Origin of the sequence: Mycobacterium sp. IS-1590 (assembly GCF_001500025.1) — a bacterium.
Taxonomy (GTDB): domain Bacteria; phylum Actinomycetota; class Actinomycetes; order Mycobacteriales; family Mycobacteriaceae; genus Mycobacterium.
Genome location: NZ_LQIW01000034.1, coordinates 18,285 through 39,427, shown reverse-complemented (window position 1 = coordinate 39,427; position 21,143 = coordinate 18,285). Strand labels below are relative to the sequence as shown.

Below are 21,143 nucleotides of genomic sequence, written 5' to 3'. Positions count from 1 at the left end.
TAAGCCGATAGGTTGTATGCATGAGTCAAACGGTGCGCGGAGTGATCTCACGAAAGAAGGACGAACCGGTCGAGGTCGTGGACATCGTGATCCCCGACCCGGGTCCGGGCGAGGTGGTGGTCGAGGTCACCGCATGCGGGGTCTGCCACACCGACCTGACCTACCGGGAGGGCGGCATCAACGACGAATTCCCGTTCCTGCTGGGCCACGAGGCCGCGGGCATCGTCGAAGCCGTCGGCGAAGGCGTCGTCAACGTCGAGCCCGGCGACTTCGTGATCCTCAACTGGCGTGCGGTGTGTGGGCAGTGCCGGGCCTGTAAGCGCGGCCGTCCGCACCTGTGCTTCGACACCCACAACGCCGCGCAGAAGATGACCCTCACCGACGGCACGGAGCTGACCCCGGCCCTGGGCATCGGCGCGTTCGCCGACAAGACGCTTGTGCACGAAGGCCAGTGCACCAAGGTCGATCCCGCCGCCGACCCCGCGGTGGCCGGACTGCTCGGCTGCGGCGTGATGGCCGGGCTCGGCGCCGCAGTCAACACGGGCGCGGTGAGCCGTGACGACACCGTCGCCGTGATCGGCTGCGGCGGCGTCGGCGACGCCGCCATCGCCGGCGCCGCCCTGGTCGGCGCCAAGCGCATCATCGCCGTCGACACCGACAACAAGAAGCTCGACTGGGCCCGCGACTTCGGCGCCACCCACACCGTCAACGCCCGCGAACTCGACCCGGTGGAAACCATCGCCGACCTCACCGACGGATTCGGCGCCGACGTGGTGATCGACGCCGTCGGGCGGCCGGAGACCTGGAAGCAGGCGTTCTACGCCCGCGACCTCGCGGGAACCGTTGTGCTGGTGGGCGTTCCGACCCCGGATATGACGCTGGAGATGCCGCTGATCGACTTCTTCTCACGCGGCGGCTCACTGAAGTCGTCGTGGTACGGCGACTGCCTGCCCGAACGTGACTTCCCCACCCTGATCAGCCTGTACCTGCAGGGTCGGCTGCCGCTGGAGAAATTCGTCAGCGAACGCATCGGTATCGACGACGTCGAAGAGGCGTTCCACAAGATGCACAAAGGCGAGGTGCTGCGATCGGTGGTGGTGTTGAAGTGAACGGCGGACCGATCGGCCGGGTGGTCACCCATGGCACCTTCGAACTCGACGGCGGCAGTTGGGAAGTCGACAACAATATCTGGATCGTCGGCGACGACTCCGAGGTGGTGGTGTTCGACGCGGCGCACGACGCGGGACCGATCGTCAACGCCGTCGGGGGTCGGCATGTGGTCGCGGTGGTGTGCACACACGGGCACAACGACCATGTTACGGTCGCGCCCGAACTGGGCGCGGCGCTCGACGCCCCGGTGCTGATGCACCCGGCCGACGACATGTTGTGGCGAATGACGCACCCGGACAGTGACTTCCGCACCGTCAGCGACGGCGACACGCTGCGGGTCGCCGGGACCGAGCTCCGCGCCCTGCACACGCCTGGACATTCGCCGGGTTCGGTGTGCTGGCACGCGCCGGAGTTGAACGCGGTGTTCTCCGGCGACACCCTCTTCCAGGGTGGGCCGGGCGCGACAGGGCGGTCCTTCTCCGACTTCCCCACCATCCTCGAGTCGATCTCCGGCCGGTTGGGAAAGCTGCCCGACCACACCGTCGTCTACACCGGACACGGTGACTCCACCACCATCGGAGACGAGCTCGTCAACTACGACGAGTGGGTGGCCCGCGGCAGCTGAGCTGCCGATCGGAACAGGGCAGCTAGCGCTCGAGGATGCGGCGCTTCTCCGCCTCGAACTCAGCTTCGGTCAGCGCACCCGAATCGCGAAGTGCGGCCAGCTGCTTCAACTGCTCGAGGCGCACGCCCCGGTCGTCGGGTTGATACGCCGAGGCGGGCGTCGACACCGCTCGAAGCGTCGGCGGAGCGTCGGCGTTGACGATCTCGTGCGGCGCCAGCGGACGCGCCGCCTTGGCCGCTCGTGCCGACCAGATCAGAGCGGCGATGAGCGCGAGCACCCCCAGCGCGGCCAACCCACCGAACAACCACGCCAGCCAGCCGTACGAACTACCGTGGCCGAAAGAGAGCCGCGGGTTGATGTATCCGTCCACACTGCCGTCGGTCGAGACTCGATAGATGCCACGTTCGGCGATCTGGACCTCCCAGATTCGCACATGGGTGTCGCTGTTCACGGTGGTTGTGCCGCCGATGCTTTCGGTCACCACGGGATCTGCCGCACCGTCGGGCGCGTCGATGTTGATGCTGAGCGCGGGAATCGGGAAACCACTGGTCGGTTGCCCGGTGGTGACGGTGTGGAAGCTGACGGTCACCTCGCCCGCCGGCAACTCGATGCTGCCGGACCCCGGAATCGGCACTTCCCCGTAGGCGTCGAAGTCATCGAGGACGAACGCGTTGAACACCAGCGTGACGATGAAGCCGACGACGGCGATCACGAGGGTCGACGCGGAGACGACGACGGCGACGCGCGGGCCGACCCTTCCGCTCATGGGCAGAAGTTTGGCACGGCCGGGGGCGCGCGGCGCGGTGTTGCAACGGATACGTCGACCTCCGTCGGCGGCGACGGCCCGCGGGGACTACCGTCGGATACGACCAACCTGTTGTCCGCACGTCACGGAGGTCGCGATGCCCGAGTCGAGCATCGTCGTGCGGCCCGAGCCGATGGAGAGCGGGTCGTACACCGCCGGTTCACGTCTGCAGGCCGCCGGTCTAGCGGGGGCGATCAAGCTCTTCGAGGAGGCGGCCGCCGCCGTGCCGATCCCGAGGCCTCCGCAACCGTTCGTCATCGCCGACTACGGCGCGTCGACCGGCCACAACTCGCTCCTGCCGATATGCGCGGCAATCGCGTTGGTGCGCAAGCGGACCCGCACTGACCACCCCACTCTGGTCGTACACACCGATGTACCGGAAAACGACTTCACCGCGCTGTTCCGCACCCTGGCCGAGGATCCCGACACCTATCTCAGCAAGGATTCCGCGGCGTTCGCGTCCGCGATCGGCCGGTCGTTCTATTCGCAGATCATGCCGTCGAGCAGTGTGAACCTCGGTTGGAGTTCGTGGGCGATCCATTGGCTCAGCCGTGTTCCCGCGCCGATCCCCGACCACGTCCACGTGGCCTACAGCCGTGACGAGACCGTGCGCGCCGCGTACGCCAGGCAGGCCGCCACCGACTGGCACGAGTTCATCGCGTTCCGCGGTCGTGAACTGCGCCGGGGCGGTCGTCTCGTCGTGATGACGACGGCGGTGGATGACAACGGCGAGGTGGGATATCGCTCGGTGCTCGACGCACTGGTCGATGCCATCGATGACGTGGCCGCCGACGGCTTGCTGACGGCCGACGAGGTGCATCGGATGGGCATCCCGATCGTCGGGCGCCGGGAACAGGACTTTTTGGCGCCGTTCGCCCCGAAGGGCCGCTTCGAACAACTCGAGATCGAACATCTCGAGATCTTCGACGCTGGTGACCGGTTCTGGCAGCAGTATCAACTCGACGGCAACGCAACGACATTCGGGGCGCAATGGGCGTCATTCGCCAGGGCGGCGGTGTTCCCGACGCTGGCGACCACGCTCGACGGCGGTGCCGCCGACCCTCGATCGGACCAGTTGTTCGATCGCCTGGAGGCGGGTCTGGCGGACCGGCTTGCCGCGGCCCCCGAGAAGACTCAGATCCCGATGGCGCACCTGGTGTTGACCAAGAAACCGAGGAACCCCTGAGCCGTCAACCGGCGATGCGCTCGCGAAATGTGTTGCGGTAGCTTTGCGGCGGCACACCGGTCAGCCGCCGGAACTGGTCGCGGAAGTTGGCCGCGGAGGTGAAGCCCACCTCGCGGCCGATGCGTTCGACGCCGTGGTCGGTGCTCTCCAACAGCTGCTGCGCATGGCGAATGCGCACTCCCGTCAGCCATTGCATCGGCGTCTGCCCCGTCTCGGCCTGAAAGCGCCGGTTGAGGGTCCGCACGCTGAGCGCCGCGTGCGCCGCCAGGTCGGCAAGCGTGAGGTCGCGATGCGCGTTGTGCTCGATCCATGACAGCAGGCCGTCGAGCGTGGTCCGCTCGGCAATGCTGTTTGCGGCCGGGCGATTTCGCACGATGAACTGGGCTTGCCCCCCGCTGCGGTGCAACGGTGCGACCGCCATGCGCGCGGCGTCGGCGGCCACCGCGCTGCCGTGATCGAGCGCCACCATGTGCAGGCACAGGTCGAGCCCGGCCGACGCGCCCGCCGACGTGAGGATGTCGCCCTCGTCGACGTAGAGGACGTCGGGATCGAGGTGCACATCGGGATAACGCGCGCGGAACAGCTCGGCGGCCACCCAGTGGGTGGTCGCCCGCCTACCGTCGAGCATTCCGGTCTCCGCGAGCGTGAACGCACCCGTGCAGATGGATGCGATACGCGCCGCGCGGAGGTGGGCCGATCGCAGCGCGTCGACGAGCTCATCGGGCGGCGGCGTGTCCAGGTTGTCGCAACCGGGCACCACGATGGTATCGGCGCGCCGCAGATCTGCGATCCCGTGGTCGCTCGCGATGGCGAGCGGGCCGGCGGCGACGACCGGAGCCGTCGCGCACACGACGACGCGGTATCCCGGCTCGCCGGAGGGAAGTCGAGCGCGTCCGAACACCTCGACCGCGGTGCCCAGGTCGAACGCGATGGTGTTCGGAAGCGCGACGACCGCGACCGTATGCATGCCGACACCCTAACCCCAGATGGCAAAATTCAGCGCTACGCCGATATCTTGCCAGCGCGAGAAGTGCTACGGGGCGGGTTGACCGGGCAGTTGCGGGGCCGGCACCCACGGCAGACCCGGGATCGTCGGGTACGGCGCGGTCGGGCTCCACGGCGGCGGCTGCGTGGTCGCCGGCGGTGCCGTCGTGGTGGGTGGCGGCTCGGTTGTGGGGGGCGGCTCCGACGGCGGCGGCGGTTCCGGCGACGGGGGCGGCGGCTCGGGCGACGGGGGCGCCTCGGTGACGGTCTGGGTCACCGGCGGAGGCGGCCGGTAGACGGTCTGCGGCGCCTGGGTGGCCGGCGGTGGTGGCGGCTCGGCGGTGGTCGGTGTCGTGGGCCGCGGGGTCACCGTCATGGGCGGTGTGGTCGACGCGGGATCGGGTGCCGACTCGTCGCCGGACATCACCCACAGCACCGCGGCCACCAACACGGCCAGCAGGACGAGGACACCGCCGGCCATCGGGACCACCGGATTGCGATACCAGGGCACCGGTCGCGGCGGCAGGTCGTCCCACGACTCGTCCTCGAACTGCATTTGAGGGCGCACATCGGCGGCGCCCGCGGCGGGCGGGCCGTAGTCGTAGGGGTCGGTGGCCATGGCCTCGGGGACGTCGGGCAGCTCCTCGGCGTCCGACCAGGCCAAAGCGCCGAAGGACCCCGACTGTGGCGACCCTTCGTCGGCCAGGGAGTCGACCTCAGGGGCCATCGCGGTCGCCGCGGCCGCGGCGGCAGCAGCCCCGGGAGCCGCGGACATCGCGGTCATCCCCTCTTCGACGGTGCCTCGCACGGCGGCCAATCCGCCGCCCACCGCCGGGGCCAGTTCGGGGTGGGCCGAGGTGATGACCGGCGCCCGGAACCGTTCCGAGAGCGTGGTGGTGACGGCCGGGATCCGCGCCCCGCCGCCGACCGATGCCACGGCCGCGAGTTCACCAATCCGATTGCGCTCCAACGTTTCCTGCAGGGTGTCGGCGAAGGCCGCGAGGGGCCCGCTCAGCACTTCGTCGAGTTCGGTGCGGGTCAGCCGCACGTCGCTGCGGTGCCCGGGCAGTTCGGCCACCAGCGAGGTGAACGCCGCTGTGGACAGCCGCTCCTTGGCGCCGCGGCACTGCGCACGCAACCGCGACAATGAGCCGATCGCCGAGGTGCTGGACAGGTCGACGGCCCCGGCCGCCGACAGATCATCGAGGACATGGGTCAGCAGCGCCTGGTCGATCAGGTCACCGGACAGGTCGTGGTGGCGGACGGTGTCACCGATCTGCGTGTAGCCGTTACCCGCATCGAAGAGGCTGATGCTGGTGCCGGTCCCGCCGAAGTCACAGAGCGCGATGACGCCGCGGGTCGGTACCCCCGGTTCGTCCTGCAGAGAGGTCAGCGCTGCCACTGCATCGGAGACGACGGGCGCCGGCCGGGGCCGCTGGAACTCGGGAACGGCGGCCAGCGCCCCGCGCAGCGCGTCGACGGAGGCGGGCCGCCAGTGCGCCGGGTGCGTCACCGCGATGTTGCCGACGGGGCTCCGGCCGCCCCCGACCGCGTGAAGCAACGCTCGCAGGGCGTCGGCGAGCACGACTTCGGCATTGTGAGTGGAACCGTCGGCGGCGACGATGCCGACCGGGTCCCCCACCCGGTCGACGAAGTCGGTCAGGATCAGGCCGCGTTCGTCGAGGTTGCGGTTCTCGCTGGGCACGCCGACCTCGGGCGGCCGGTGCGGAAACCGCGTCAACACCGGCGACCGGGACAGGGCGGAGACGCCCACGACGACGGCCGCCAGGTTGGTGGCGCCAACCGACAGCCCTACTCCCTCGGCCATCAGCGGATGGTGCCTGCGCCCGGAATCAATGGCAAATCCAGGGCCGTCACCCAGCCCGGCGACAGAGCGTTGACCGCGGGCACCGCGTTGAGCGCGCGCAGGCCGGTCGCCAGGCAACCGGCCGCGGCGGCGTCGCGCCCGGAGCCGTCGGTGAACCGGAACGCGGTCTCCTGGTAGATGCTCGGGGTGCCTTCGATCTCGACGCGGTAGACGTCGTTCTCGTTGCCCGACGGCCAGTCGGGCGCCGCATCGTTGCCGATGCGGTTGACGTGTTCGAGCTGGATGCGGGTTTCGCCCTGGTACACGCCGTTGATGGTGAATCGCACGGCCGCGACGTTACCCGGGGCGATGATGCCCTTGGCAGTCTTACGTTCGGTCGGCGTGACCCATTTGTCCCATGTGGTGGTGATCTCGTCGAGGATGATGCCTGCGGCATGCGCGATCATCGGAACCGTTGCGCCCCAGGCGAATATCAGAATGTCGGGGTTCTCGAGAAGCGGACGGTACTCGGACGGCTTGCCGATGCCCATCTCGCGGTCATAGTCGCCTTCGTAGTTGGTGTAGTCCAGCAGTTCGCTGGCGCGCACCTTGCGCACCTGCGAGCACAGACCCATCAGCGTCATCGGGAACAGGTCGTTGGCGAACCCGGGGTCGATGCCGGTGGTCAGGCACGACGATTCGCCGAGTTCGCAGGCCTCGGTGATGGGTTCGATCCAGTTCGGCGGGTTGAGGTGCATGGTGGGCCAGATCCAGGGCGTCATCGCGGTCGAGCAGACGTCGATGCCGGCCCGCAGGAAGCGGGTGATCAGTGCGATGTTGTCGTCGGCGTGGTTGGCCGTCGGTCCGTAGTGCACCAGCGCGTCGGGTTTCAGCGCGATCAGCGCATCGACGTCGTCTGTCGCGGTAAGCCCCAGCTGTGTGCCCAGGCCGCAGATCTCACCGACGTCGCGGCCGACCTTGTCCGGGCTGTTGACGCCGACGCCGACCAGCTCGAACAGGGGATGTTCGACGATCTCGGGGATCACCATCTTGCCGACGAAACCGGTGCCCCAGACCACTACGCGTTTGGCGCCGGAATCCCTAGATCTCCCAGTCACTGCTCGCCTTTCACTTGGCCCCGCTCTAACACCATAGGGGCGTCACCGCCGTGACGGATCGGACGCTACAGATTGATCGGATCCGGTGGCGGCACCGTCTTGGTGCTGTCTTTGAGCGCGGCCTTGAACTGCATCGCGCGGTAGGGCCAGCCGGTGGCCGTATTCCACTGCGAGACAATCAGTCCGATGCCACCCTCGATGTCGAAACGCGACCCCGGCAGCAGGTATCCGCCGTAGAGCTGGGCGACCCGGCCCCCGACGTGGTCTTCGGCCTCCCACGCCGACCCGAGGACGGGCATCTGGACCGGCGTGGTGTGCATGTTCGCAACGGGTGAGGCCACGACCCGGTAGCCGAGCGCGTATTCCGATGCGAGGAATCCGCCGAGGACCCATTTCCCCGGCCCGATGCGGCGCAACGCGAGCTCGCCCCACCGCTCACCGGTGGGCGTGATGGGCGTGGCCGATGTCCCCCACGACCACCTCGTCCCGTCGAAATGCCAACCGAGATAACGGGTCCGGTCGCCGATGTGCTCGGGCCGCACCCGCATCAGCACGATGCCCTTGTCACGCTGGAAGCCCGTCGCCGCCACGTACACCCAGCCGTCGTCGGGCTCGTAATCCCACGCCCAGCACTGTGCGTGACCGCCGTGCAGGTCCGCGGGGAACTTGGCTTTCTCCCCCAGATGCGTCCAGCTCACACCGCTGTCGTCCGAGCGCCAGATCTCGGTCCAGACGACGTTGCCGAAGCCGCGGTTGACGATGGCGTGCAGATACATCGACCCGCCGACGGTCAACAGGTCCGACGGGATCACGGTGCTGATACCGCCGCGACGCCAGCCGGTGCCGGCGTCGTCGTGCTCGTAATGCCAGAGTTGGCGCGCGTAGTCGGGGTCGCTGCCGCCGGCGCGTTCGTAGACGACCGGGTGGTCGGCGTCGCCGGAACCGATCAGAACCACCGGCGATCGCCAGTCGCCCTGGCCGACCCTGGGTCCCGAGAAGGTGTCGCCGAACACCGACACCAGCTTCCCGTTCGGCGCGACCACCGACGCGCCGAGGTCGGTGCAGGTCACGCCCCATCGATCGGTCAGGCCGGGACCGGTCAGGTCGAGGGCCTTCCCGTTGAGGAGTGGCAGGCGGGCCCGACCGGCGGCGCGCAGTCCGCGTCCGGCCGCGCCTCCGATCGACGGCCCGTCAGGCACCTAGAAGCAGCGGCGCAGACCGCCGGGCTCGCAGATCAGCGGATACGGCGTGACGGGAATCGACAGCGGTTCCTTGAAGGTCAGCGTCAGCGGCAGCTCGACCATCCCGGGCTGTTCGCCGCACACCGCACCGTGAATGATCCTGGCGCGCCCGGTGAGCGTGGCCCCGTTGAACGAGTAGACCTCTTTCTGCAGCGCGGTGCTGCCGTCGGGGCAGTTGCGGATCGAGTCGAAGGTGTTGGCCTTGAAGGTCCACTCACCGCCGACCATGTCGGCCTCGGCGCCGCCACGACCGGCCGGCGTGACCTTGAGCCGGCATCCGACGGGGAGGATCAGCGGCTCGCGCAGATCGCCGACGGTCGGCACACAGATCGGGAAGATCTCCCAGGTGGTCTCGGCCTGGCCGGCGATCTTGACCGTGTAGACCCCTTCGGGGGTGTCGGGCGACTTCACATCACCCTGGCCCGCGGCCACCCCGGCGGCCCCGAACATCAGCCCGAGCGTGCACGCCGCGACGCCCAACGCCCGTGCGATCGTCTTGGTCACCTCGTGCCCCTTCAGCCGTCTACGGTGGTGTCGAGTATCTCAGTGTGCACGCAGCGTCGTCACCACTTTCCCCGGCTCCGGGTTTCGGTGGTCATCGTCGACGGGTAGAGCCGACGGATGGCGACGACGCGCACGACCGCGGGGTGAAGGCATGAAACGACTGGTGGCGGGTTTGGCCGTCGCGGTCGTGACAGCGCTCGCGGGCTGCTCCACCGGTCAAGGCGTGGATCTCGGGGGGTCGTCGAACAACCTGATCGCCGCCATCGCCGGTGAGCCCGACCAGCTGGACCCGCACAAGACCAGCGCGTACTTCTCCTTCGAGGTGCTCGAGAACGTGTTCGACACACTCGTCGAACCAGACGCCAACCTCGAGATGCGACCGGCCCTCGCCGAATCGTGGGAGGTCAGCCCCGACCAGTTGTCGTGGACGTTCCATCTGCGGCCGGGCGTGACCTTTCACGACGGCAGCCCCTTCACCGCCGACGACGTCGTGTTCTCGTATCGGCGCATCATCGACGAGCAGTTGGCCAACGTCGACAAGTTCAGCGCCGTCACCGACGTGCGGGCCGTCGACCCGATGACCGTGGTGATCCGGGTTAGACATCCGTCGCCGAACCTGCTGACCAACATCGGCGGGTTCAAGGGCATGGCGATCGTGCAGCGCCGCAACGTCGAAAGCGGTCAGATCGCGACTCATCCGGTGGGCACCGGACCGTTCGCGTTCCAGTCGCAGAAGAGCGGCGACTCCATCATCTTGACGGCGAACCAGGCGTACTGGGCCGGTGCGCCGAGGGTGGGCGGCGTGACGTTCCGATTCATCTCCGAACCGTCGACCGCGCTGTCGGCCCTGCAGGCCGGTGAGGTCGACTGGACCGACTCCGTCCCGACACAGCGGGTGGCGCAGCTTCGTGACGACGACTCGCTGCATCTTCAGGTGACCGCCGGCAACGACTACTGGTATCTCGCGCTCAACGAGGCGCACAAACCGTGGGACGACGTGCGGGCACGCCGAGCCGTCGCCTACGGCATCGACCGCGCCGCCATCGTGGCGGCCACCAGCTACGGCACCGCGGCCGCCAACCAGCTCGCCATCCCCGAGGGCAACCCGTGGTACACCGCCTACGACCGCTACCACTACGACACCGACACCGCCCAACGGCTTCTCGACGAGGCGGGAGTCGGCGACGTCGATCTGGACATGCTGGTCACCAGCGAATATCCCGAGACCGTTACCGCAGCGCAGGTGATCGCGGATAACCTTGCGCCGCTGGGCATCACGGTCAACATCCGCACCGTCGACTTCGCCACCTGGCTGGACGAACAGAACTCCGGCAACTTCGACATGCTGATGATGGGCTGGCTCGGCAACATCGACCCGGACGACTTCTACTACGCCCAGCACCATACGAACGGGACGAGCAACGCCCAGAAGTTCTCCAACCCCGAGGTCGACCGCCTGCTCGACGCGGGACGCGTCGAAACGGACCGGCAGGCACGTGTCGAGCTGTATCGGCGGGCCGCAACCATCATCGCCGACGAGGTGAGCTACATCTACCTGTACAACCCGTCAGTGATCCAGGCGTGGGTGACCGATCTGTCGGGCTACGAAGCCCGCCGCGACGGTGCCGTGCGCTTCCGCACGGCGAGCCTGGCCGGAAGCGAAACCTCATGACCGGCTTGCTCACTCACCCGATCGCGCGGTTCCTGGCGCGCCGGTTGGCGTATTCGGCGGTGGTGTTGCTCGGCGTGCTGGTCGTGAGTTTCGCGCTGGTGCATCTGGTGCCCGGCGATCCGGTGCGCATCGCGTTGGGAACCCGCTACACGCCGCAGGCCTACGAGGCGTTGAGGTCGGCCAGCGGCCTGGACAAACCGATCGTCGAGCAGTTCCTGTCCTACATCGGCAACGCGCTGACCGGCGATCTCGGGGTCAGCTTCCGCAACGGCGACCCGGTCACGGTGATCCTGCTCGAAAGACTTCCCGCCACAGTCTCATTGGCATCGGCCGGGATCGTCATCGCGCTGCTGATCGCCATCCCGGCAGGAATTTTCTCGGCGCTACGGGAGGGCCGGGTCAGCGACGCGCTCGTGCGGGTGGGCAGCCAGTTCGGGGTGTCGATCCCCGACTTCTGGATGGGCATCCTGCTTATCGCGCTGTTCGCCTCGACGCTGCACTGGCTGCCCACCTCGGGCTACCGGCCGCTGTTCGACGACCCCGTGGGGTGGTTGCGCCATCTGATCCTTCCGGCGCTCACCGTCGGCCTGGTGGCGGGCGCGATCTTGACGCGTTACGTGCGCTCGGCGGTGCTCGAGGTCACGGCGATGGGTTACGTCCGCACCGCGCGCTCCAAAGGGCTTGCGCCACGGGTGGTCACACTGCGTCACACCGTGCGTAACGCGTTGATCCCGATACTGACCATCACCGGTATCCAGCTGGCCACGATCATGTCGGGGGTGATCGTCGTGGAGGTGGTGTTCGCCTGGCCCGGCCTGGGCCGGCTCGTGTACAACGCCGTGGCCGGGCGTGACTACGCGGTCATCCAGGGCACCGTGCTGTTGATCGCGGCGCTGTTCCTGTTGATCAACCTGATCGTGGACGTGCTCTACGCGGTCGTCGACCCGAGGATCCGGTTGTCATGACAGCTCCGGCCGAGTCGAACAGCAGGGTGTCGTCGCTGCGGGTCCTCATGGGCAACCCGGTGACGGTGGTCAGCGCGGGCCTGCTCGTGCTGATCGCGTTCGTCGCGGTGACCGCCGATTTGATTGCGCCATACGGCATCAACGACGTCGACGTCCCGAATGCCCTGCAACCGCCCAGCGGATGGCACTGGTTCGGCACCGACGAACTGGGCCGTGACGTGTTGTCACGGGTGCTCGTGGCCACGCAGGCCTCGATGCGCGTGGCGGTCGTCAGCGTCGCGTTCGCGGTGGTCGTCGGCGTGACCGTCGGCGTGGTGGCGGGCTATCGCGGCGGTTGGCTCGACACCGTGGTCATGCGCGTGGTCGACGTGATGTTCGCGTTTCCGGTGCTGCTGCTCGCGCTCGCCGTGGTGGCGATCCTCGGACCCGGTGTGACGACGACGATTCTGGCGATCGGCATCGTGTACACGCCGATCTTCGCGAGGGTGGCGCGCGCCAGCACCATGAGCGTGCGCGTGGAACCGTTCGTGTCGGTCTCGCGCAGCATGGGCACCGGACATCTCTACATCCTGGGCCGCCACATCCTGCCCAACATCGCCGGACCGCTGGTGGTGCAGACGTCGCTGTCGTTGGCGTTCGCGATCCTGTCCGAGGCCGCATTGTCGTTCCTGGGGTTGGGCATTCAGCCGCCGCAGCCGTCGCTGGGGCGGATGATCTTCGATTCGCAGGGTTTCGTGACCATGGCGTGGTGGATGGCGGTGTTCCCCGGTGCCGCCATATTCGTCACCGTGCTCGCGTTCAACCTGCTGGGCGACGGTTTGCGTGATGTCCTCGATCCCCGGCAGCGCACACTCGCCGAAGCCCGTCGGAAAGGGCCGCGGCAGTGAGCGATCCGGTGTTGAGCGTGCGCGATCTGCGGGTGAGCATCGGCAGGCGAGAGATCGTGCACGGGGTGTCATTCGACGTGCACCGCGGCCAGACCCTCGGGATCGTGGGCGAATCCGGTTCTGGTAAGTCGATGACCGTGCTCGCCGCGACGGGCCTGCTCGACGCGCCGGGGGCGCGGGTGTGTGGAACAAGCACGCTGACAACCGAATCCGGTGACACCCAGCTGGTCGGCGCGTCGGACCGGGTGCTGCGCGGCGTGCACGGGGGCCAGATCGGGTTCGTGTTCCAGGATCCTGGCACGTCGCTGAACCCGCTGTTGACGCTGGAACGCCAGATCACCGAATCCCTTGAGGCGCACCGGCGGATGACCCGCCGGCAGGCACGCGGCCGGGCGCTCGAACTGCTCGAGGCGGTCGGGTTGCCGGACCCGGAGTCGCGGCTGCACGCCTACCCACACCAGTTGTCCGGTGGGCAGAAGCAGCGCGTGATGATCGCGATCGCGATGGCCTGCGATCCGGCTCTGCTGATCGCCGACGAACCGACGACCGCTCTCGATGTGACCGCACAGGCGCAGATCGTCGACCTGGTCGCCGAACTGCAGGCCGACTTCGGCACCGCGGTGGTGTGGATCAGCCACGACCTCGGCGTGATCGGCCAGGTGGCCGAGGACGTGACGGTGCTGCGCGGCGGTGAAGCGGTCGAACAGGCCTCGGTCACCGATGTTTTCGACCGGCCTCGCCACGAGTACACCCGAGAACTGCTGGCCGCGCGACCGCTCGTCGGGCGTCCGGGCCCGCCCTCGGTGCCCGATGCACCGGTGCTGTTGGACGTCGACGGTCTCGACGTGCGGTTCGAGGTCAGCACGCCGGTCGGCAAGTCGACCGTGCACGCCGTCAAGGATCTGTCGTTTCAAATCCGCCGGGGCACCACCCTGGGCCTGGTCGGCGAATCGGGTTCGGGCAAGTCGACGGTGGCCTCCGCTCTCACCGGCCTGGTGCGGCCCGACGCCGGCACCGCGACGCTGGGCGACGCCGACGTGTTCGGGGTGCGCGGGAAGGCGGAGAAGGCATTGCGCAGGCGGATCGGCCTGGTGTTCCAGGACCCGTTCTCGTCGGTGAACCCGCGCGCCCGCGTCGGCGCGACGATCGCCGAACCGCTGATCGTGCACCGGCTCGCCAACGGTCGGCGCGCCCGCGCGGCCCGGGTTGGCGAGCTGCTCGACCTCGTCGGCCTGCCCACGTCGTTCGCGTCGCGCTACCCGCACGAACTGTCGGGCGGTGAACGCCAACGCGTGAGCATCGCCCGCGCGCTGGCCGGTGAACCCGAGTTGCTGATCCTCGACGAAGCGACTGCGGCCCTGGATGTTTCGGTACAGGCCAAGGTGCTCGACCTGCTGGCCCGGCTACAAAACGACCTGGGACTGACCTACCTGTTCATCGCCCACGACCTCGCGATCGTCCAGCAGGTCAGCCATGACGTCCTGGTGATGCGCGACGGCACGGCGGTCGAATACCGGCCGGCGGCCGAGTTGTTCGCCTCACCGCGCGACGACTACACCCGCGCGCTGTTGGCCGCCGTACCCCCGGAACGCCCACGCGTCTCGACCTGACCACCGCATGAGATGGTCATCACCATGACTCAACTCGACGGCAAGGTCGCATTGGTGACGGGCGCATCGGCGGGGCTGGGCGCCGCCGTCGCGCAACTGTTCGCAGAACGCGGTGCGACGGTCTTCGGCATCGCGCGCGACGCCGAGCGGATGGCGCAGGTGTTCGAGGCCGTGCCCGGGGGCCGCTTCGCGTCGGTGGACGTGACGTCGTCGGCGGCGTGCGGTGAGGCCGTCGCCCGGTGTGTGGAGGAATTCGGACGACTCGACGTCCTCGTCAATGTGGCGGGCTTTCACCAGATGCGGCACACCACCGCGGTGACCGACGACGAGTGGGAGCGTGACCTGGCGGTGAACCTGCACGGACCGTTTTACCTCTGTCGCGCCGCGCTGCCGCACCTTCTAGAGAGCGGAGGCAACATCGTCAACGTCTCGTCGATCGCGGGGGTGGAAGGCGAGGTGTACTCGGCCGGATACTGCGCCGCCAAACACGGTCTCGTCGGGCTGACCCGCGCGCTGGCCGTCGAGTACACGAAGGAGAAGGTCCGGGTGAACGCGGTCTGCCCCGGCGGCATGCCGACCGCACAGACCACCGAGTTCTCCGCGCCCGAGAACGCCGACTGGGACCTCATCATGCGCATCGCGTCGCCGCGCGGGTTCATGGACACCGTCGACGTGGCCAAAACCATCGCGTTCCTCGCCAGCGACGACGCCGCGGCGATCCACGGTGCCGTCTATCGCGTCGACAACGGCAAGGGGGCGGGCTGAGCGATCAGAGCAGTTTGTGCTCGATGACGGTGGTCAGGTGCGGTTTGCGCCAGCCGCCGGTGACCTTCTCGATCCGTACGCCCATCTCGCCGCCCGCGATCTCCAGCGTCCCAACCTGATTGCGGAAGTGCGGCATGGTGACCGGTCGCCAGCGCAGCCGCGGCTCGGGCACCTTGGTGGATTTCACCAGCGCCTTGCCGACCGCTTCGACGAACCGGGTATGGCCAAGCCGCAGGATGACCCGTTCAACCGCGGATGGCTCTTTACGCAGTCCCGAACAGACGACCTGCCACACCTTGGTGCCCAGCCGCGTCGCCTCCTCGGGCACCTCGACCTCGGACACCCAGCAGTGGTGCACGTCGCCACCGAACAGCACCATCGAGTCGGGGGCGGGGCCTCGCCGTCCGCTCGCCACGTCGATGACCAGATCCTCGAAGCGTCGGAAGCTTTCCTGGAAACACGCCCAGTGGTCGAGGTTGGCGGCGATGCGGACCTTCTCCCCCAGCCCGGTCAGCCGTCGTCCCCATGCGCCGTCGCCGACGGCCTCCGACCATGCCTCGATGTGGTGCATTCCGTAGGGCAACAGGATCGGCAGCGAGCTGGCGAACAGCAGGTGCTGGTAGTTCCCGTCGGCGTTGGCGGTGATCCAGTCCCATTCCTCGTCGGTGGTGATACGGCGCCGTCCGGGTTTGAGCTGGCGGCCGGTGCGCGCGTCCACGACGATCAGCCGCGCCGCACCGAGGTCGCGACACATGCTGAAATGTGATGTGCCGTCGTCCTTCTCGGCCATCTCGGCGAGTTCGCGAATCGGTTCGGCGCCCTGTCTGGTCTCGATGACGCGCTGGAAAGTCTGGTCCTTGGCCAGTTCGTCGGGCGACATGTTGCCCAGGTGCTGGTAAATCCAGTAGGACATCAGCCCGCCGATGATCCGGGTCTGATACCAGTCGGTCTTGCGCTTCTCCTCGAGCCAGGCTTGCGAGGTGTTCCACTTGTCGTTGATCTCGTGATCGTCGAACATCATCGACGTCGGAACGGTCGAGAGCATCCACCGCACCACCGGATCGCACCAGGCGTCCCAGTAGCCGATGCAGTACTCCTCGAAGTCCTCGAGCACCTCGACCGGGCCGTTGGCGTGCACCTCGCGGTCGGCGACCAGATCCCTGATCGTGTCGTTGACCTGGTCGGCGTAGAGCTGGTCACCCATCATCAGCATGGCGTCGGGCCACAGCGCCGACGGCTGGCGCAACATCCGCATCCCGTAGGTGCGCAGCACGTCGATGCCCTTGCCCTTGGGGTGCCACCAGTGCTGATAGGTGTAGGGCGGCCGATGCGGGGCCGACGCACGGCAGGACCCGAACAGCAGCCGCAGCGAGCCGTCCCGGGGCATCAACCGGATTCGCGGTTGCGGATATTCGTATCCCTCGGGCGGCCAAGCCTTTTCCCCGTCGAGGCGCACTTCGTAAGGATGCTCGCTGTCGGGGTCGAGGTCGGTCACGCAGACGATCGCGAAGTGGTGACCTTCGACCTCGAAGGTGTCCGCGTGGCTGCCGAGGACCTCGACCCGGCACGGCTTGTCCGTCTCGACCCACACGGTCGCGTCGGTTTTGCCGACGTGACGAAGCAGCGGACCCACGCGAACTTCGGGCATCGCACCATCATGCACCCTTGTTGACGGCGGCGTAACCGCGGTGACGACTTTCCCGGTGCGGGGGCGGCCCGTCAGTGTTCGGGCCGCCGACGACCGAGGAAGAACGCCAGGCCGATGGCGCCGAAACCGAGCGTGCCGATCACACCCGCGGACACCATCAGGAAGATGTCCCTGCCGGTCAGACCGCCGGTCGAGGCCTCGTCCGCCGCCAACCGAAGCCGGTAGTCGCCGGGTAGCGGCGCCTCGGCGGGTTCGCTCAAGCCCGGGAACTGCTGGGTCTTGCGAACCTCGAATTGGCGTTCCCCGCTTGCGGTTTGGGTCCATTCACCCCACACCGGCGTCGCACCGTCGAGCAGCACCTTGCGCCCGCCGTACACGCGGTCCTCGCCGACGTCGACGATCTGCCGCACCCGGAACGGCTCGTAACGGGCGTTGGAGTAGTTCACCAGCACCGGCACGTTGTCGTATCGCAGCACCGGCGGCGGAGGCGCCGGCAACGGCAGGCCGGCGCCCGGGAAGTAGCCGCCGCCGAGGAAGGTGCCGACCGCGATGTTGGACACCGCCTGCGCGACGTTGGCGGCCGCCACCACCGGGCTGAGCACCGCCGCGGTGAAGCTGTAGGCGGCGAACTGGGCCGCCTCGAGCACCAGCCGCGACAGCGGCGGGATGTAGGCGATGCGCGGGCGCATGTCGTAGACGTAGACGATGCGCACCGGCGCCCGGAACGGGTTCATCAGGACGGGGCGGTAGAACTCGTCGTACTCGATCCACTCCGGTCGCCACTGACGCACGTTGCTGACCAACTCGAAGTCGCGGTCACGCTTGGCCTCGAGCTCGACCTTCGCGCTCGCGCTGGCCTCGGCGCCGTTCAGTCCGAGGGTCATGTCGACCGACTGCTTGAACGCGGCCACGTCCTGCTCGGGCGCGGGCGCAGGCTCCGGTTCGAAGACGGGCTTCGCGTTGCGTGCGAGTTCGACGTCTTCGGCCGGCGCTTCGAGCGTCTCGGGCGCCAGCGTCTCGATCTCCTTGGCGGCGTTCTCGATCGACACGGTCGGGGTGTCGGACTCCGAGCCGCTCTGCTCGTTGGCGGTGGTCTCCGCCGCGGTCTTCTCGCCCGATGACGGCGCTTCGGTATCCGACGCCGGCGCGACCGCTGCTGACGACGCGGTGGACTTGCCCGGTTCGGCCGGCTCGCTGGTCTCGGGCTTGGTCGCCGGAGCGGCTCCGCTGGTACTCGGCGCAGCCGATGTCGCGGGTGCCCGCTCAGCGGCCGTGGACGGCTCGGCGGTCGGGGTCGACGGCTCTTCGGACTCGACGGCGGTGCTGGTCTTCGGCGGGGCCACGGTCTGCGGCTCGGGCTTCGGCTGCGGGGCGGGAGCCGGCTCCGGCTCGATGACGGGCTCCGGCTCGACGGCCGGTGCCTGGGTTTGAGGTGCCTGGGTCTGCGGGGCCCGCGTCTGCGGGGCCTGCGTTTGCGGGGCTTGCGTCTGCGGGGCGACCTGGGTCACCGGCACTTGCGGCTCCGGGGCCGAGGTCGGCTGCTCGACAGTCACCTCCGGTTCAGGAGCGCTGACCCTGGGTTCTGGCGCGACCGTCGTCACAACGTCGTCGGAATCCGGCTGCGCGACGGCAGGGGCGAGTCCGGCGGTCAGCGCGGTCAGGGAGATCACGGCTCCCGACGCGACTACGGCGATACCCCGTTTCCGGACGTCCCTGCGGAAATCATTCAGCGGAGCACCCATCGTGCCTCCACTCCCTTCTCTGCCTGGTTGGCGGCTCGGCGCCGTGCGACACCATTCGTCGCTGAGACGGAAGCGAGCACTTTCAGACGCTCCCCCGACGCTGCCGGCCTCACAGGATTCATCGTCGGGCCTAGTCGAGCGTTACAGAGCGGCGGCCCCCGCTCGTGCGCTTTCAGCGAACACCGTCCGCGCGCCTGACCAACTGGCCCTGACGCGCTCGGCGAAAGTCACGGTGTCGGCGCGACAGGAGGGTGTACGTGCCCGGAATCCGCGGTCGGGCCGGGCACCAGAGCATCGACGACCGCGGCCACTTGGGCAAAGCCCGGGGAGGCGGCCATATCGGCCGCGACGCGTGCGCTGGCGTCCCGGTATCGCGGCTCGGCGAGTACGCGAAGGATTTCGCGGCGCAACGCGCGCGGGGTCGGATGCTCGCTTCTGATCCGCCGGCCGACGCCTGACCACTGAACGCGAGCGCCGACCTCCGGTTTGTCCTCCTTGCCACCGGTCGCCACGATCGGTACGCCGTAGCGCAGCGCGTACTGCACGCCGCCGTAACCGCCGTTGGTGACGTAAACGGCGGTGCGCGGGAGCAGTTCGTCGTACGGCAGGTACTCGGCAGCACGCGCGTTGGCCGGCAGTGGCGGCAGGGTGTCGACCGGGCGCCCGCCAGTCGCCACCACGACAAGGACGTCCTCATCGGCGAGCGCCCGTAACGTCGGACCTATCACCTGGTCGTAATCCGTATTGGCGACCGTGCCCTGCGTGACGTGCACGACGGGCCGGGTCCCGTCCAGGTCGGACCACCAAGGCGGCAGCGCCGCCTGTGAACCCGTCGCCGAGAGCGGCCCCGCGAAGCACAGCATCGGTGGCGCATCGGTCAGCGGATATTCAAAGGACGGCACCGTGAAGTGAATGAGCGCATCGGCTCTACGGCCCCAGTCCGGGAAGGTTCCCGGCATATCGTATCCATGCAGTTCGCGATGCAGGTTGTCGATGATTCCATTGGCACCTCTGAGGATGCGGTGATGGAGACCTCGTAGCGCAGCGTTGCGCGCCCCGTTCAGGACACGCGCAGGCCGCAGCCCCAGCCCGAAAGGCGCCATGTCGCGGCTCTCGATGCAGAGCGGGATCACACAGCACATCACCACCGCGGGTCGCGCCGAGCGCGGAAGACCAAGTAGAAGCGCGGCACCGACGAAGGCGGGATCTGCGAACACGACGTCGGCGGCTTGGTCGGCCAGCGTCGCGGTCAGCGACTGGTATTGCGCTTTGGCCGGCCGGGCGAAAACATGCTCGACGTCGAAGGCGATGGCGCGAACGCCCTTGAGTCGCGCGCGCTCCGGGAACTGCTCCGAAAGCGGCCGCTCGTCGAAGTCGGCGTCGGGAGCCAGTGCGACGAACTCCGCACCGGTGGCGGCGACCTTGTCTGCGAACTGCGAGCCGGTGAGGAACCGGACACGGTCGCCGCGATCGACGAAGTTTCTCGCAACGGTCAGAAGCGGTGCCACATGACCCTGCGCCGGAATGCCGGCGATGACGATTGATGCCATTGCGGTCCCCGCCCATCGGAATAATTCGATCCAATGGGCTAGTATTCATTACTGTGTCACCCAAGTCAATATCCCCTAATCGCTCGTATCGTTCCGATTTGCGCAGGCAGCAGGCGCAGGCAACCAGGGAGCGAGTCGTGGCGGCCGCTGCGAAGCTGTTCGCCGCGCAGGGGTATGCGCGCACGACATTGGCCAAGATTGCCTCGGACGCCGGGGTCTCCACGGAGACCGTGCAGTCGCAGGGACCCAAAGCTGCATTGCTGATCGCCGCCATCGAGTACGCGGCGTTCGGCGTAGCCGGCGAGGACAACATCCTCAATCTCGACGTCGGCCGCAAGATCGTCGAGACCGAGGATTTCGACGAGGCGGTCGACGCCGTCATCGCCGCACAGATGGATGTGCATGAACGAGCGGCCGAACTCGCGACCGCGCTCATCGGCGGCGCGAACGCCGATCCCGAGTTGGACCGTTATCTCGGCGACCTCATCGCCAGTGTCACCAGGCAGATCGGACGGATCCTCGAGCACTTCGGGGACCGCGGCTGGCTCCGCACCGATGTCGCGTTCGACGAACTACTCGAGACGGCGGCAGTGCTGGGCAGCGTCGAGACGTTTCGGCGGGTCACCCACCACGACGGCTGGAGTGTGGAGGCTTACCGGCTGTGGTGTCGGCGACTGCTCATCGAAACGGTGTTCCGCAGACCCGGGTGAACGTCAGGGCTTGCGGCGGCGAAGGCCGCCGACGGCCAGTGCGATGCCGATCAGCGCGATGATCGGACCGAGGATCGACCAGGTGGTGGTGTTGCTCATCGGGCTGCCGCCGACCACGCCGAAACCCTGGAGGGTGAACAGCAGGCCGAACAACGCGACGATCACTCCGAGCAGGGCGATGGCGAACCGCATGCCTTCACCCTAGGTGAGCACC

General features: G+C 68.1%; 19 protein-coding genes. 9 read left to right on the top strand and 10 right to left on the bottom strand.

Features of this window, described 5'->3' with window-relative positions; translation table 11 throughout:
* Positions 1–20 precede the first annotated feature (20 nt).
* The gene (locus tag AU197_RS17790) at positions 21–1,109 is read left to right on the top strand and encodes an S-(hydroxymethyl)mycothiol dehydrogenase (protein WP_064404016.1); all 1,089 of its coding nucleotides are present in this window, start codon (positions 21–23) and stop codon (positions 1,107–1,109) included.
* Complete coding sequence (locus AU197_RS17785; RefSeq protein ID WP_064404015.1) at positions 1,106–1,735, top strand: MBL fold metallo-hydrolase; 630 nt, start codon at positions 1,106–1,108, stop codon at positions 1,733–1,735. Before AU197_RS17790 ends, AU197_RS17785 begins: the two co-directional genes overlap by 4 nt.
* 22 nt (positions 1,736–1,757) lie before the next feature.
* Here the strand turns inward: AU197_RS17785 and AU197_RS17780 are convergent, their stop codons facing one another.
* A complete protein-coding gene (locus AU197_RS17780) occupies positions 1,758–2,501 on the bottom strand; it encodes an SHOCT domain-containing protein (RefSeq protein WP_064404014.1) in 744 nt (247 codons plus the stop codon).
* 136 nt (positions 2,502–2,637) lie between these two features.
* Between AU197_RS17780 and AU197_RS17775 the strand changes: the two genes are divergently transcribed.
* Positions 2,638–3,726, top strand: coding sequence for a class I SAM-dependent methyltransferase (locus tag AU197_RS17775; protein ID WP_064404013.1), 1,089 nt, complete (start codon positions 2,638–2,640; stop codon positions 3,724–3,726).
* A 4-nt stretch (positions 3,727–3,730) separates the two neighbouring features.
* Here AU197_RS17775 and AU197_RS17770 read toward each other — a convergent pair whose 3' ends face one another.
* The 5 genes from AU197_RS17770 to AU197_RS17750 form a co-directional block, all read right to left on the bottom strand.
* Entirely contained in the window at positions 3,731–4,693 is a 963-nt protein-coding gene (locus tag AU197_RS17770) for a GlxA family transcriptional regulator (protein WP_064404012.1), read from the bottom strand.
* A gap of 66 nt (positions 4,694–4,759) precedes the next feature.
* Positions 4,760–6,538, bottom strand: a complete 1,779-nt coding sequence (locus AU197_RS17765) for an Hsp70 family protein (protein WP_064404011.1) — start codon at positions 6,536–6,538, stop codon at positions 4,760–4,762.
* Positions 6,538–7,566 carry an NAD(P)H-dependent amine dehydrogenase family protein gene (locus AU197_RS17760; protein WP_064404473.1) on the bottom strand — a complete coding sequence of 343 codons (1,029 nt, stop codon included), beginning with the start codon at positions 7,564–7,566 and terminating at the stop codon, positions 6,538–6,540. Before AU197_RS17760 ends, AU197_RS17765 begins: the two co-directional genes overlap by 1 nt.
* 134 nt (positions 7,567–7,700) lie before the next feature.
* Complete coding sequence (locus AU197_RS17755; protein ID WP_231745052.1) at positions 7,701–8,792, bottom strand: glycoside hydrolase family 183 protein; 1,092 nt, start codon at positions 8,790–8,792, stop codon at positions 7,701–7,703.
* 42 nt (positions 8,793–8,834) lie between these two features.
* A complete protein-coding gene (locus AU197_RS17750) occupies positions 8,835–9,380 on the bottom strand; it encodes a hypothetical protein (protein ID WP_064404010.1) in 546 nt (181 codons plus the stop codon).
* A gap of 151 nt (positions 9,381–9,531) precedes the next feature.
* Between AU197_RS17750 and AU197_RS17745 the strand changes: the two genes are divergently transcribed.
* The 5 genes from AU197_RS17745 to AU197_RS17725 are packed head-to-tail and all read left to right on the top strand — an operon-like array spanning position 9,532 to position 15,279.
* Positions 9,532–11,052 (top strand): ABC transporter substrate-binding protein, encoded by a 1,521-nt coding sequence (locus AU197_RS17745; protein WP_064404009.1) that lies wholly within the window; start codon positions 9,532–9,534, stop codon positions 11,050–11,052.
* A complete protein-coding gene (locus tag AU197_RS17740; protein ID WP_064404008.1) occupies positions 11,049–12,017 on the top strand; it encodes an ABC transporter permease in 969 nt (322 codons plus the stop codon). The genes AU197_RS17745 and AU197_RS17740 overlap by 4 nt, the downstream gene beginning before the upstream one ends.
* Positions 12,014–12,904, top strand: coding sequence for an ABC transporter permease (locus AU197_RS17735; protein WP_064404007.1), 891 nt, complete (start codon positions 12,014–12,016; stop codon positions 12,902–12,904). Before AU197_RS17740 ends, AU197_RS17735 begins: the two co-directional genes overlap by 4 nt.
* On the top strand, positions 12,901–14,514 hold the full coding sequence (locus tag AU197_RS17730; RefSeq protein ID WP_064404006.1) for a dipeptide ABC transporter ATP-binding protein: 1,614 nt from the start codon (positions 12,901–12,903) through the stop codon (positions 14,512–14,514). Before AU197_RS17735 ends, AU197_RS17730 begins: the two co-directional genes overlap by 4 nt.
* A gap of 24 nt (positions 14,515–14,538) precedes the next feature.
* Positions 14,539–15,279 (top strand): SDR family NAD(P)-dependent oxidoreductase, encoded by a 741-nt coding sequence (locus AU197_RS17725; protein WP_064404470.1) that lies wholly within the window; start codon positions 14,539–14,541, stop codon positions 15,277–15,279.
* Between the two features lie 4 nt (positions 15,280–15,283).
* Here AU197_RS17725 and AU197_RS17720 read toward each other — a convergent pair whose 3' ends face one another.
* The 3 genes from AU197_RS17720 to AU197_RS17710 all read right to left on the bottom strand — a co-directional run bounded on the left by AU197_RS17720 (position 15,284) and on the right by AU197_RS17710 (position 20,219).
* Positions 15,284–16,927 carry a DUF7800 domain-containing protein gene (locus AU197_RS17720; RefSeq protein ID WP_064404005.1) on the bottom strand — a complete coding sequence of 548 codons (1,644 nt, stop codon included), beginning with the start codon at positions 16,925–16,927 and terminating at the stop codon, positions 15,284–15,286.
* Between the two features lie 71 nt (positions 16,928–16,998).
* The gene (locus tag AU197_RS17715) at positions 16,999–18,669 is read right to left on the bottom strand and encodes a hypothetical protein (RefSeq protein ID WP_064404004.1); all 1,671 of its coding nucleotides are present in this window, start codon (positions 18,667–18,669) and stop codon (positions 16,999–17,001) included.
* Between the two features lie 227 nt (positions 18,670–18,896).
* Positions 18,897–20,219 (bottom strand): glycosyltransferase, encoded by a 1,323-nt coding sequence (locus tag AU197_RS17710; protein ID WP_064404003.1) that lies wholly within the window; start codon positions 20,217–20,219, stop codon positions 18,897–18,899.
* Positions 20,220–20,356: 137 nt separating this feature from the next.
* On the opposite strand from AU197_RS17710, the gene AU197_RS17705 reads away from it, so the two are divergent.
* Positions 20,357–20,929: a TetR/AcrR family transcriptional regulator gene (locus AU197_RS17705; RefSeq protein WP_064404002.1), complete on the top strand. Its 573-nt coding sequence runs from the start codon at positions 20,357–20,359 to the stop codon at positions 20,927–20,929.
* 3 nt (positions 20,930–20,932) lie between these two features.
* Here AU197_RS17705 and AU197_RS17700 read toward each other — a convergent pair whose 3' ends face one another.
* The gene (locus AU197_RS17700) at positions 20,933–21,121 is read right to left on the bottom strand and encodes a hypothetical protein (protein WP_059163799.1); all 189 of its coding nucleotides are present in this window, start codon (positions 21,119–21,121) and stop codon (positions 20,933–20,935) included.
* Positions 21,122–21,143 lie beyond the last annotated feature (22 nt).